The organism is Rhizobacter sp. P5_A1 (assembly GCF_056400745.1).
Genome location: NZ_JBFUKR010000035.1, coordinates 1 through 12,087, shown reverse-complemented (window position 1 = coordinate 12,087; position 12,087 = coordinate 1). Strand labels below are relative to the sequence as shown.

The window sequence follows — 12,087 nt, the reverse complement described above, 5'->3', positions numbered from 1 at the left end:
TCAGGACAGCAGCTGCTTCCTGGCCCGGTGCATCCGCACGAACAGGTTCTCCTCGCTGATGCCGAGCTCGCGGCAGACCGCTTCGGTCGACTGCTCCTCGAGCACGCGCAGCCGCATCACGTCGCGCAGCCCCGGCGGCAGCGCCTCGATGCGGCGCAGTGCGAGCATCAGCAGTTGCTGCTGCTCGGCGATCTCGTCGGGGCGCGGCTGTGGGCACTCGATCTCGAGCACGCCGCTGCCTTCGTCGTCGCGGCCGAACGCGTCGTCGAGCGAATCGGTGCCGGCGCTGCGGCGCACCGCGTCGACGATCTTGTGCTTCAGCACCGCCGTCAACCACGAGCGCAGCGCGGCGCGGCCGGCGAACACCGCGCGGCCCGACAGCACGGCCTCGAAGACATCGTGAACCGCGTCCTCGGCCATCAGCGGGTCGCGCAGCCGGCGCTGCGCGAAGCGCACGAGGTAGCCGCGGTGCGAGACCATCTCGGCCCAGGGCACGCTCGGTGTGAAGTCGGGGGCGAAGGCGTTGGCGGCGGTGCGGCTCATGGTGGCGGGGTCCATCGCTGTTGTCGATGGATGAACTTTGGGCGCCGCACCTCGCGCCGAGCTCACCGAAGATCACGGCAAGATCACAATGGCATCAAGAGGGCGTAAGAGAAGCCGCCCTCGAACCGACCTTGCCCCATGCCTGCCCACATCCTTGTCGCCGAAGACCAGACCGACATCCGCGATCTGCTGGTGATGAACCTGCGCGGCGCCGGCTACGAGGTCTCGGCGGTCGGCGACGGCGAACAGGCGCTGGCACGCCAGCTCGAATCGCCCGCCGACCTGCTGGTGCTCGACCTGATGATGCCGCGCATCGACGGCCTCGAGGTCTGCAAGGCGCTGCGCGCGAAAGGCAGCGCGGCGCCGATCCTGATGCTGACCGCCAAGTCGACCGAGCTCGACCGCGTGCTCGGCCTCGAGCTCGGCGCCGACGACTACCTGACCAAGCCGTTCTCGCTCGCCGAGCTGCTCGCCCGCGTGAAGGCGCTGCTGCGCCGTGCCGACCTGCTCGCGGCGGCGCAAGCGAACACGGCGAGCCAGAAGGGCGTCGCGACGATCCGCAACGGCGAGCTCGAAATCCTGCCGGCGAAGCGCCAGGTGCGCTACCGCGGCGAGGCGATCGATTTCACCGCGCTCGAGTTCGACCTGCTGCTGCACTTCGCGTCGCACCCGGGCCATGTGTTCTCGCGCTCGCAGCTGCTGAACGCGGTCTGGGGCTACACGCACGACGGCTACGAGCACACGGTGACGACGCACATCAACCGGCTGCGCGCGAAGCTCGAGGCCGACCCGATGCGTCCCGAGCTGATCCTCACCGCGCGCGGCGCCGGCTACAAGATGCGTGACAGCCCGTGACCGTCCGCCTGAAGCTCGCGCTGACGATCTTCGCGACCGGCATCGTCACGGCGCTGCTCGTGATCGCCGCGGTGATCTACGCGTTCCAGCGCTTCGAGCACGAGACCACCTACCGGCGCGGCACCGCGTTTCTCGGCCGGGTGGTCTCGAACTACGACAACCTGTTCGAGATGCACGAGCGCGACCCGGATGCGTTTCGCGGCTGGCTGCGCAACATGGTGCTGTTCGAGCCCGACACGCAGCTCTACCTCCTCGACCTGCAAGGCACGGTGCTCGCGTCCAGCGGCAGTGCGAAGCTCGCGCCGGGCTTCAAGGTCAAGCTGGAGCCGGTGCTGAAAGCGGTCGGCCGCGCGGACGCGGCCTATGTGATGGGCGACGACCCCGAGCGCATGGATGCCGATGCGGTCGTTGCGGTGCAGCCGGTGCGCCGCGCGGTGACCCGCAGCGCCGACCCGGTCGTCGGCTACCTGTACCTCGTGCTGCACAACCAGCAGCTCCCCGAGGACCGCTGGGCCGCGCTGCGCATGAGCCTGGCGCGGCCGGCACTGGGCCTGATCGCCGCGGTCGTCGCCTTCACGACGCTGGTCGCGGTGCTGATCACGGTCTCGGTGACGCGGCCGCTGCAGCGCCTGACCGACGCCGTCGCGACGATCTCGCAGCGCGGGCTCGACGCGGGCCTGACCGATGCGCCGCCGACCGCGTTGCCGCCGGTCACGCGCGACGAGTTCGGCCAGCTCACGCGCGCGTTCGAGATGATGCTCGCGACCTTGCGCAGGCAATGGGGCGAGCTGCGCCGCCTCGATCACTTCCGGCGCGAGGGCGTCAGCAACCTGTCGCATGACCTGCGCTCGCCGCTGACGGCGACGGTGGCGTGCCTCGAGACGCTCGACGGGCGCTGGGCCGCCGATGACGCCCAGCGCGGCGACGATCGGCGCCTGGTCGAGATCGCGCTGCGCAACACGCGCAACGCAGCGCGGCTGGTGCAGTCGCTCGGCGACCTGGCGAAGCTCGACGAGCCCGAGTTCAGGCTGCACCGCGAGGTCGTCGACGTCGGCGAGCTGCTCGACGACATCGCGATCCGCTTCGCCGAGCGCGCCGCGAAGCAGGGCGTCGAACTGGTCGCCGAGCCGGGTGGCGGCGACGCGGGCCCGCCGCCCTTCGCGGCGGTCGACATCGAACTCTTCGAGCGCGCGATCGCGAACCTGGTCGACAACGCGCTCAAGTTCAGCCCGCGCGGTTCCCGGGTCACGCTGTCGGCGGCGCTGGACGCCGGGCGCGTGCAGGTCGCGGTCGCCGATACCGGGCCGGGCATCGCGGCGGTCGATCTGCCGCAGCTCTTCGACCGCTTCTACCAGAGCCGCGCGAGCGTCGCGCCGGCCACCGGCGAGGGCGGCAAGGGGCTGGGCCTGGCGATCGTCAAGCGCATCGCCGAGCTCCACGATGGTGCGGTTTCGGTCAGCAGCCGCCCGAACGACGGCACCGGCACCCGCGTGCTGATCTCGCTGCCCGCCACGAGCCGCTGAAGGGCGCGGTCGTCGGTTGTCGGACGAGCCGGGAAACCCCTAGTGCACCGAGAGCGGGACGGGCCTAAAGTCGCGCTTCTCGCAGCAGGCACCTCGATGGTGCCGTGCAGGACGGGGCTGAGGAGACAGAAACAACGCACCGCGGCATGCACCGACGGTCGCGTACGACACGCAGGCCGCAGTCCGGGCCGATGCAAAATTCGAAGGGCGCCAGGCTGGACCTGGCGCCCTTTGTCCATTTTCGAGCGCGCTTTTCCGCGCGCCGCGTGAACAGCGCGGTCGCGGCGCCGCTGTTCGGGGCACCGGCTGCGCGCGCGCTGCGCGAAGATCGAGGGTCCCTGCTCCGTCTTCCGAAAGATCGCCATGCCCGTCGACCCGCAACTGCGCTCGCTGAACATCGACGTTCCGGCCCAGCCCGAGGCGTTGATCCGGCTGTCGACGCTGCTCGCCGACGAGAGCGTGAACCTGCAGGCCGTCAGCGCGCTGATCTCGAGCGACATGGCACTCGCCGCGGCGGTGCTGAAGGCGGTCAACTCCTCGCTCTACGGCCTGCGCGGCCGGGTCCAGACGGTACAGCAGGCGATCACCCACCTGGGCACGCGCGAGGTCGCGTCGGTCACCTTCGCGATGGGCCTGAAGTCGATGTTCCCGGCCGCGCCCGAGCTCGGTCCGATCTGGGAGCGCGCCAGCGTGCGCGGGCTGCTGATGGGCCGCATCGGTTCGGCGCTGAACGTCGACCCGTGGGCAGCGCACTCGGCCGGGCTGTTCGAGGAATGCGGCAAGGCGGTGCTGTTCCGCCATGCCAGCGATCGCTATCGCAAGTTGCTGGCGCAGGCGGCCAACGACGAGGAACTGCTGATGCTCGAGCACGTCGAGTTCGGCGTCAGCCACGACGCGCTCGGCGCCGCGCTGTGCGAGAGCTGGGGCCTCGATCCCGCGGCCGTGGCGAGCGTGCGCTTCCACGTGATCGTCAACACGACCCGCGAGCTGCCGATGCAGCTGCCGCGGCGCGCGATCTGTGCGCTCTCGGCGCTGGCGTACGCGCTGATGACCGATCCCGACTCGCTCGACGAGGTCGCGCAGGCGATCGCACCGCAGGCCGGCCTCGACCCGGCGCTGGTGCTGCGCGGCGCACGCAAGGTGCAGGAGCAGATCGAGGCCGCGGTGGCGCGCGCGGCCGAAGACTGAGACACGCAGGCTGGGAGCACCGGCGTCGGGAATATCCCTGAGTCGGCGCCGTCTCGCGCGTGCGGCGCGGCGATCGATCCGGATCGGCCCTACAGTTCCGGTTCGCGTGGGTGTCCGCGCCGAGGAACCGGATACATGCAAACCCGTCGAGAAATCATGCGCCGCAGCGCCGCGGTGGCGGCGCTGCTGGCCGGCGCCGGCGTGCTGCCGGCGCACGCGCAGAGCGCGTGGAACAAGGCCGCGTTCGAAGGCAAGTCGGTCGATGACGTGATCAAGGGCCTCGGCATCGCCAGGCCGGTCGAGAGCAAGGACATCCTGTTGACCGCACCCGACATCGCCGAGAACGGCGCGGTCGTGCCGATCGCCGCGAGCAGCGCGCTGCCCGACGTCAAGCGCATCGCGTTCCTGGTCGAGAAGAATCCGACGACGCTGGCCGGCGTGTTCGAGTTCAGCGACATGGTCGAGACCAGCGTCAAGACGCGCATCAAGATGGGCCAGACCTCGAACGTGCTCGCGGTCGCGATCACCGGCGACGGCAAGGTGCTGTACGCGCAGAAGGAAGTCAAGGTCACGCTGGGCGGCTGCGGCGGCTGATCGATCGAAGGAGTACAGAACATGTCCGACCCGATGCGCATTCGCGCCCAGGTGCAAGGCAGCGGCGCCGTCGTGCGCGTGCTGATGAGCCATGAAATGGAAACCGGCCAGCGCAAGGACGCCGCCGGCAAGACGATCCCGGCGTGGCACATCACCGAGGTCAGCGCGGCGCTGAACGGCAAGCCCGTGCTGAGCGCGCAGTGGGGCACCGCGATCGCGAAGAACCCGTTCACCGAGTTCGTCGTGAGGGGCGCGAAAGCCGGCGACAAGATCAGCATCAGCTGGGTCGACAACCACGGCGACCGGCGCACCGACGAGGCCGTCATCGCATGACGCGGGCCCGCGGTCGCATCGCCTGCGCCGTCGCACTCGCCGCTGCCGCCGCGCTGCTGGCGCCGGCAGCGCAAGCCCAGAGCAGCACGGCCGACGGCATCGCGCAGTACCGCGCGCTGCTCGCCGACGGCAACCCGGCCGAGCTCTGGGAAGCCAAGGGCGAAGCGCTCTGGAAGCAAAGGCGCGGGCCGAAGAATGCATCGCTCGAGGCCTGCGACCTCGGCAAGGGCCCGGGTGTCGTCAAAGGTGCGTTCGTCGAGTTGCCGCGCTATTTCGCCGACACGCAGCGCGTGCAGGATCTCGAGTCCCGGCTGCTGACCTGCCTGCAGGCGCTGCAGGGGTTCGACGCCGCAGCGGTCGCCGCGACACCGTTCGGCAAGGGCGAGCAGCTCAACATCGAATCGCTGGTGAGCTATGTCGCGGCCGAGTCGCGCGGGCTGAAGTTCAACCTGCCGCAGTCGCACGCCGAGGAGCGCCAGATGTTCGAGGTCGGCAAGCGCGTGTTCTTCTTCCGCGGCGGCCCGTACGACTTCGCGTGCGCCTCGTGCCACAGCGAGGCCGGCAGGCGCATCCGGCTGCAGGACCTGCCCAACCTGACCGTGAATCCCGGCGACGGTGTCGGCTTCGCGGCCTGGCCGGCGTACCGCGTGTCGAGCGGCGAACTCTGGACGATGCAGCGGCGCCTGAACGACTGCTACCGCCAGCAGCGCTTCCCGTTCCCGGGCTACGCGTCCGACGCGACGATCGCGCTCGGCGTCTACATGGGCGTGCAGTCGAAGGGCGCGGCGTCCATCGCGCCGGCCATCAAGCGCTGATGCAGACCTCACGATGAACATCCAACGACACATCACCGTCACCGCCGTCGCGATCGTCGTCGCCGGCTGCAGCAGCGCGCCGAGCCCGCAGGAGGCCGACCGCATCACGCAGCAGGTCATCCAGGCCTCGTTCCGCGAGCAGGGCATCGCCAAGCTCGACCGGCTGAACCAGGACGAATTGCAGAAGGCCTGTTCGGCCGAGACGGCGCCGACCGACGAGATCGCGAAGCGCCTCGAAGCCGCGCAGCTCGCGACCGTGCAGTGGCCCCGGGACGGGCTCTACCTCGGCGACTGGCGCGAAGGCGAGAAGCTCGCGCAGAACGGCCGCGGCGGCACCTGGAGCGACCCGGCGGGCGTGCCCGCCGGCGGCAATTGCTACAACTGCCACCAGATCGCGAAGGCCGAGATCTCGTTCGGCACGATCGGCCCGAGCCTGTACCAGTACGGCAAGCTGCGCGGCGTCGCGAACCCGGCCGATCCGGCGGCGGAAGCGATCGTCAAGTACACCTGGGGCAAGCTGTGGAACGCGAAGGCCTACAACGCCTGCTCCGGCATGCCGCGCTTCGGCCACGCCGGCGTGCTGACACCGGCGCAGATCAGGGACCTGATGGCGCTGCTGCTCGATCCGAAGTCGCCGGTGAACGCGCCGTAGTCCGCGCCGTTCGATCCGAGCCGTCCCGGCGCCAGAACGGCGCGATGAAGTGGCCGCGGCGGTGCGCGAGGCGCAGCATCGCGATGCCGGCCGCGGTGCACAGCGCGACCGCGACCGCCGAGGCCTCGGCGCCGAACTCGCCGCCCGAGAGCCACTGCGGGCCGCTCAGGCTGCCGACGAACAGCCCGTTCATCGGGATGCCCGAGGTCGGCACGCTGAAGATGCCGGCCTGCGTGAAGTTCCAGGCCGCATGGATGCCGATCGCCAGCCACAGGCGGCGCGTCAGCAGGTAGGCGGCGGCCAGCATGATGCCGGCCTCGAAGGCGATCGCGAGCGCGGCGAGCACGGTCGCGTGCGGGCTCAGCAGGTGACCGAAGCCGAACAGCGCGGCCGAGATCGCGAGCGCGATCCAGGTGCCGAGCGATTCTTCGAGCAGCCGGAAGATCACGCCGCGAAACAGGATCTCCTCGATCGCCGCGGCCGCGAACGACACGCAGAACGGGACGATCAGGATGGCGAGCTCACCGCGCACGCCGGTGATGCGGTAAGCGCCGAGCAGCGCCAGCACGCCGACCGTCGCGCTGAACAACCCGGCGCCGATCAGCAGCCCGGCGCCGAGCTCGCGCAGCGCGCCGGCGCGGCCGAACTCGGTCGCGGCGCGGCGCTCGATCCGGCGCGTGTACAGCGCGTAGGCGGCCCAGCCGAGCACGCAGGCGATGAACATCGAGAGCAAGGCGACCGGCACCTTGCCGAGCGTGCGCGCGAGCATCCAGACCGCACCCTGGCCGAGGAACACCGGCACGACGAACAGCAGCGCCAACGGCAAACGAATGAACGGTGATTTCATCGCGCGATCATCGCCGCAAAGGCTCGCGCCGCGTCGACCCCGCGCCTTTGGGTAGTCCCTCTCTTGGCGCCGCCGGCGGGATGCCATAACGTCGGCGCCACCGCCCGCGGGCATCCTGCCGTTCGTGCTCGAGGACTTGCATGTCGACGATCCAGACCCCCGTGCCTGCCGATGCGCTCGCGCTGCAGCGCCTGTACCACTGGGAGCGCACCGCGCCCGAGCGCACGGTGCTGACCCAGCCGCTCGGTGCCGGCGCGCTGCGCGAGTACACGTGGGGCCAGCTGCTCGACGAGACCCGCCGCATGGCCGCGCACCTGCAGTCGCTCGGGCTCCAGCCCGGCAGCCGCATCGCGATCCTGTCGAAGAACTGCGCGCACTGGCTGATGTGCGACTTCGCGATCTGGATGGCCGGTTTCGTCTCGGTGCCGCTGTACCCGACGCTGGCCGCCGGCACGATCCGGCAGATCCTCGAGCACAGCGAATCGAAGCTGCTGTTCGTCGGCAAGCTCGACGCCTGGGACGCGATGCGCCCCGGCGTGCCGAGCGGCCTGCCGTGCATCGCGCTGCCGCTGGCGCCGCCGACCGACTTCGCGCAGTGGGCCGAGCTCGTCGCGCACACCGCACCGCTGCCGGGCAGCCCGCTGCGCGACGGCGCCGAGCTCGCGACCATCATGTACACCTCGGGAACGACCGGCCTGCCCAAGGGCGTGATGCACAGTTTCGACACCTTCGCGTGGTCGCTGTCCACCGCGCTGAAGCGCGTGCCGCTGCGCGGCGATGCACGGATGCTCTCGTACCTGCCGCTCGCGCACGTCGCCGAGCGCACGCTGGTCGAGCACGGGCTGCTCGCGACCTCGATGCACGTGTTCTTCGCCGAGAGCCTGGAGACCTTCCCCGCCGACCTGCGGCGCGCGCGGCCGACCTGTTTCTTCTCGGTGCCGCGCCTGTGGGTCAAGTTCCAGCAGGGCGTGAACGCCAAGATGCCGGCCGACAAGCTCGCGCGCCTGCTGAAGATCCCGGTGGTCGGGCGCATCGTTGCGAAGAAGGTGCTGGGCGCGCTCGGCCTCGACCGCTGCAGCATCGCCGCCGGCGGCGCCGCGCCGATGCCGCCCGAGCTGCTGCGCTGGTACGCGAGCCTGGGCCTGCCGATCATCGAGGTCTACGGCATGACCGAGAACTGCGGTGTCTCGCACGCCACGCTGCCCGGCGTGCAGCGCCCCGGCACGGTCGGGCTGGCCTACGACGGCGTGCAAAGCCGCTTGTGCCCGGAGTTCGGCGAGATCCAGATGAAGAGCCCGGGCCTGATGCTCGGCTACTACAGGGAACCCGAGCTGACGCGCGAGGCGTTCACGCGGGACGGCTGGCTGCGCACCGGCGACAAGGGCCAGCTCGATGCCGAAGGCAACCTGCGCATCACCGGCCGCGTCAAGGACCTGTTCAAGACCAGCAAGGGAAAGTACGTTTCGCCGGCGCCGATCGAGGACAAGCTGGTGATGAACGGCGCTGTCGAGGCCTGCGTCGTCACCGGCGCGAACCTCGGCCAGCCGCTGGGCATCGTGATGCTGAACGCCGAATCGGCGGCGCGCGCGAACGACGCGGGTCAGCGCCAGGCGATGGAGGCGTCGCTCGCAGCGCACCTCGACGCGGTCAACGCGAAGCTCGACCCGCACGAGCAGCTCGATTGCCTGGTGGTCGTCAGCGAGCCGTGGACGGTCGACAACGGCTTCATCACACCGACCTTCAAGGTCAAGCGCAGCCGCATCGAAGAGGCCTATGCCGGGCAGTTCGAGCGCTGGGCCGGCGCACACCGGCGCGTTGTGTGGCATCCCGCGTAGCGCGGGTCGGCACCCGCGGCATCGGGAACAATAGGGGCGGCGCAATCGTCCGGAAGTCGAAGGCGCGCCGAAGGAACCCGAATGCAGCTTGACTGGAACCACTTCACGCCGATCGCGAGCCTCGCGGGCGGCGCGGCGATCGGCCTCGCGACCGCGCTGTACCTGCTCGGCAGCGGGCGCATCGCCGGAATCGCCGGGATCGTCGCCGCCGCGGTGCAGGCGCTGCCGTGGCGGCGCGGGGCGGCGCTGCCCTGGCTGTTCGTCGCCGGGCTGGCGCTCGCGCCATGGTGCTGGCGGCTCGTCGCGCCGCTGCCGGGAATGCGGGTCGACGTGGGGAGCGCCGGGCTGATCGTCGCCGGGCTGCTGGTCGGCTTCGGCGTGCGGCTCGGCAACGGCTGCACCAGCGGGCATGGCGTCTGCGGGCTGAGCCGGCTGTCGCTGCGCTCGCTCGCGAACGTGCTCGCGTTCATGGCCGCCGGCGCCGCGACCGTGTTCGTGCTGCGCCATCTCGTGGGCGCTTGAGATGGCCGCGCTGATCGCACTCGTCAGCGGCCTGGTGTTCGGCCTCGGGCTGATCGCCGGCGGCATGACCGACCCGGGCAAGGTCAAGGGCTTCCTTGACCTGGCCGGCGCCTGGGACCCGAGCCTCGCGCTCGTGATGGCGGGCGCGATCGCGGTCGGGCTGGGGGCTTTCGCCTGGGCGCGGCGCCGCCCGCGGGCCTGGTCGGGCGCGCCGATCGAACTGCCGGCGTCGACCGCGATCGATGCGCGGTTGATCGGCGGCGGCGTGCTGTTCGGCGTCGGCTGGGGCATCGCGGGCTTCTGCCCCGGGCCGGCGCTGGTCGCGCTCGCCTCGGGTTCGAGCGCGGCGCTGCTGTTCGTCGCTGCGATGCTGGCCGGCATGCTGCTGCACGACAGGGTCTGGGCGCTTCGCCAGCGTAAAGTCGCGCCAGTCCCGAAGTACCCATGACGAACCGTGCCCCGCGTTCCCCCCGCCCCGCGATCAGCTGCGTGGTGCCAGCCTACAACGAGGCCGCGAACCTCGGCCCGCTGCTGACCGGGCTGACCGCGCAGCTCGCCGAGCTGACCGATCGCTGGGAAGTGATCGTGATCGACGACGGCAGCCGCGATGCGACCCCCGCGGCGATGGCCTCGTGGGTCAAGGCCCCCGGCGTGCGCTACGTGCGCCTGTCGCGCAACTTCGGCAAGGAGGCGGCGCTGACCGCCGGCATCGACCGTGCCGCCGGCGATGTCGTGCTGCTGATGGACGCCGATCTGCAGCACCCGGCGTCGCTCGTCCCCGAGATGGTCGAGGCGTGGCGCGAAGGCGCCGACATGGTCTGCGCGGCGCGCGCGTCGCGCGCCGACGAGAGCTGGCCGAAGCGCCTTGGCACCGCCCTCTTCTATCGGCTCGTGAACCACAACTCGCCGGTGCCGATCCCGGTCGATGCGGGCGACTTCCGCCTGATGGACCGCCGCGTCGTCGACGCGCTGAAGGCGCTGCCCGAGCGCAACCGCTTCATGAAGGGTCTGTACGCATGGGTCGGCTTCCACAACGTGATCATTCCGTACGTGCCCGCCGAACGTCACGCCGGCACCAGCACCTTTTCGCTGCGCAGCCTGTCGAAGCTGGCGTTCACCGGCGTCACCGCGTTCACGAACGCGCCGCTGCGGCTGTGGAGCGGCATCGGCGTGATTGTCGCGCTGTTCGCGCTCGCGTTCGGCGCGTGGATCGTCATCGAACACTTCATCTACGGCAGCGATGTGCCCGGCTGGGCGACGCTGGTCTGCGGCATGATGTTCTTCAGCGGCGTTCAGCTGCTGTCGATCGGCATCCTCGGCGAGTACGTCGGCCGCATCTTCGACGAGGTCAAGCAACGGCCGGTCTACCTGGTCGGCAGCGAGGCGGGGCGCGGGGCGATTCACGCACCGAGCGAGCCGCACGCATGACAAGAACACTGGCCCTTTGCGCGGACGACTTCGGCCTTGCGCCGGGCATCTCGGCCGGCATCGCGAAGCTCGCGCACGCGCAGCGGCTCAGCGCCGTCTCGTGCATCACCAACAGCCCGCACTGGAACGCGGCCGCGCGGCTGCTGAAAGACCTGCCGCGCACGGTCGACGTCGGGCTGCACCTCAACCTGACCGAAGGCCAGCCGCTCAGCGCGCGCCTCGCGCGGCGCTGGGCGCGGCTGCCCGCGTTGCCGCGGCTGATCGCGCAGGCGCACCTGCGTCTGCTGCCGCTCTCGCAGGTGCGCAACGAGGTGCACGCGCAGCTCGCGGCCTTCAACAGCGCGCTCGGCCGTCCGCCGGCGTTCATCGACGGCCACCAGCACGTGCACCATCTGCCGGGCCTGCGCCAGGTGATCCTCGACATGGTCGAGCACGTGCAGCCGATCCCGGCGGTGCGCAGCACCGGCCACGTGCTCGGCCCGGGCGCTGCGTTCAAGCGCCGCGTGATCGAGCGCACGGGCGGGCGGGCGCTCGCCGCCGAACTCGCGCAGCGCGTGATCGCGCACAACCCGGCCTTGCTCGGCGCCTACGATTTCGTCGAGCCGAACTACCAGTCGCTGATGCGCCGCTGGCTCGCCGAGCTGCCGGCCGAAGGTGCGCTGCTGTTCTGCCACCCCGGCACGCACCTCGCCGGCGACCCGGCCGATGCGATCGCTGCGGCGCGCGAGCGCGAGCTCGCGTACCTGGGCAGCGTCGCGTTCGATGCCGATCTCGCGGCGGCCGACGTCCGGCTCGGCAAGGTCTGGCAGACGAGGTCGCTGCCGGCGCCTAGGGCCTGTTAACGCTATGGGAGGGCTCGCGCCGGGGTGCCGCAGGCCGCAGGGCAAGGGTGCGCGAGGCCGTGTGCCTCTGGCACACAACGAGCGCACAACGCGGCCCTGCGGCCTGCGGC

Annotated in this window: 14 protein-coding genes; 12 read left to right on the top strand and 2 right to left on the bottom strand. The window is 70.8% G+C overall.

What is annotated here, in order from left to right:
• Positions 1–543 carry a sigma-70 family RNA polymerase sigma factor gene (locus AC1DTW_RS24985; protein ID WP_477984147.1) on the bottom strand — a complete coding sequence of 181 codons (543 nt, stop codon included), beginning with the start codon at positions 541–543 and terminating at the stop codon, positions 1–3.
• Between the two features lie 138 nt (positions 544–681).
• On the opposite strand from AC1DTW_RS24985, the gene AC1DTW_RS24980 reads away from it, so the two are divergent.
• From AC1DTW_RS24980 to soxX, 7 genes are all read left to right on the top strand, one after another.
• The gene (locus tag AC1DTW_RS24980) at positions 682–1,398 is read left to right on the top strand and encodes a response regulator transcription factor (RefSeq protein WP_477984145.1); all 717 of its coding nucleotides are present in this window, start codon (positions 682–684) and stop codon (positions 1,396–1,398) included.
• Complete coding sequence (locus tag AC1DTW_RS24975; RefSeq protein ID WP_477984143.1) at positions 1,395–2,921, top strand: sensor histidine kinase; 1,527 nt, start codon at positions 1,395–1,397, stop codon at positions 2,919–2,921. The genes AC1DTW_RS24980 and AC1DTW_RS24975 overlap by 4 nt, the downstream gene beginning before the upstream one ends.
• A 363-nt stretch (positions 2,922–3,284) precedes the next feature.
• Positions 3,285–4,109 (top strand): HDOD domain-containing protein, encoded by an 825-nt coding sequence (locus AC1DTW_RS24970; protein ID WP_477984141.1) that lies wholly within the window; start codon positions 3,285–3,287, stop codon positions 4,107–4,109.
• 135 nt (positions 4,110–4,244) lie between these two features.
• Positions 4,245–4,703 (top strand): thiosulfate oxidation carrier protein SoxY, encoded by a 459-nt coding sequence (soxY, locus tag AC1DTW_RS24965; protein WP_477984139.1) that lies wholly within the window; start codon positions 4,245–4,247, stop codon positions 4,701–4,703.
• A 21-nt stretch (positions 4,704–4,724) separates the two neighbouring features.
• The gene (soxZ, locus tag AC1DTW_RS24960) at positions 4,725–5,036 is read left to right on the top strand and encodes a thiosulfate oxidation carrier complex protein SoxZ (protein ID WP_477984137.1); all 312 of its coding nucleotides are present in this window, start codon (positions 4,725–4,727) and stop codon (positions 5,034–5,036) included.
• Entirely contained in the window at positions 5,033–5,851 is an 819-nt protein-coding gene (gene soxA, locus AC1DTW_RS24955; RefSeq protein ID WP_477984135.1) for a sulfur oxidation c-type cytochrome SoxA, read from the top strand. Before soxZ ends, soxA begins: the two co-directional genes overlap by 4 nt.
• A 13-nt stretch (positions 5,852–5,864) precedes the next feature.
• A complete protein-coding gene (soxX, locus tag AC1DTW_RS24950) occupies positions 5,865–6,503 on the top strand; it encodes a sulfur oxidation c-type cytochrome SoxX (RefSeq protein ID WP_477984133.1) in 639 nt (212 codons plus the stop codon).
• Here soxX and AC1DTW_RS24945 read toward each other — a convergent pair.
• A complete protein-coding gene (locus AC1DTW_RS24945; RefSeq protein ID WP_477984131.1) occupies positions 6,448–7,350 on the bottom strand; it encodes a CPBP family intramembrane glutamic endopeptidase in 903 nt (300 codons plus the stop codon). The genes soxX and AC1DTW_RS24945 overlap by 56 nt on opposite strands.
• 140 nt (positions 7,351–7,490) lie before the next feature.
• Between AC1DTW_RS24945 and AC1DTW_RS24940 the strand changes: the two genes are divergently transcribed.
• The 5 genes from AC1DTW_RS24940 to AC1DTW_RS24920 all read left to right on the top strand — a co-directional run bounded on the left by AC1DTW_RS24940 (position 7,491) and on the right by AC1DTW_RS24920 (position 11,977).
• Complete coding sequence (locus AC1DTW_RS24940) at positions 7,491–9,185, top strand: AMP-binding protein (protein WP_477984129.1); 1,695 nt, start codon at positions 7,491–7,493, stop codon at positions 9,183–9,185.
• 81 nt (positions 9,186–9,266) lie between these two features.
• A complete protein-coding gene (locus AC1DTW_RS24935; RefSeq protein ID WP_477984127.1) occupies positions 9,267–9,707 on the top strand; it encodes a YeeE/YedE family protein in 441 nt (146 codons plus the stop codon).
• A gap of 1 nt (position 9,708) precedes the next feature.
• Positions 9,709–10,155 (top strand): DUF6691 family protein, encoded by a 447-nt coding sequence (locus AC1DTW_RS24930; protein ID WP_477984125.1) that lies wholly within the window; start codon positions 9,709–9,711, stop codon positions 10,153–10,155.
• Entirely contained in the window at positions 10,152–11,135 is a 984-nt protein-coding gene (locus AC1DTW_RS24925) for a glycosyltransferase family 2 protein (RefSeq protein ID WP_477984123.1), read from the top strand. Before AC1DTW_RS24930 ends, AC1DTW_RS24925 begins: the two co-directional genes overlap by 4 nt.
• The gene (locus AC1DTW_RS24920; protein WP_477984121.1) at positions 11,132–11,977 is read left to right on the top strand and encodes a ChbG/HpnK family deacetylase; all 846 of its coding nucleotides are present in this window, start codon (positions 11,132–11,134) and stop codon (positions 11,975–11,977) included. Before AC1DTW_RS24925 ends, AC1DTW_RS24920 begins: the two co-directional genes overlap by 4 nt.
• Positions 11,978–12,087: the final 110 nt, after the last annotated feature.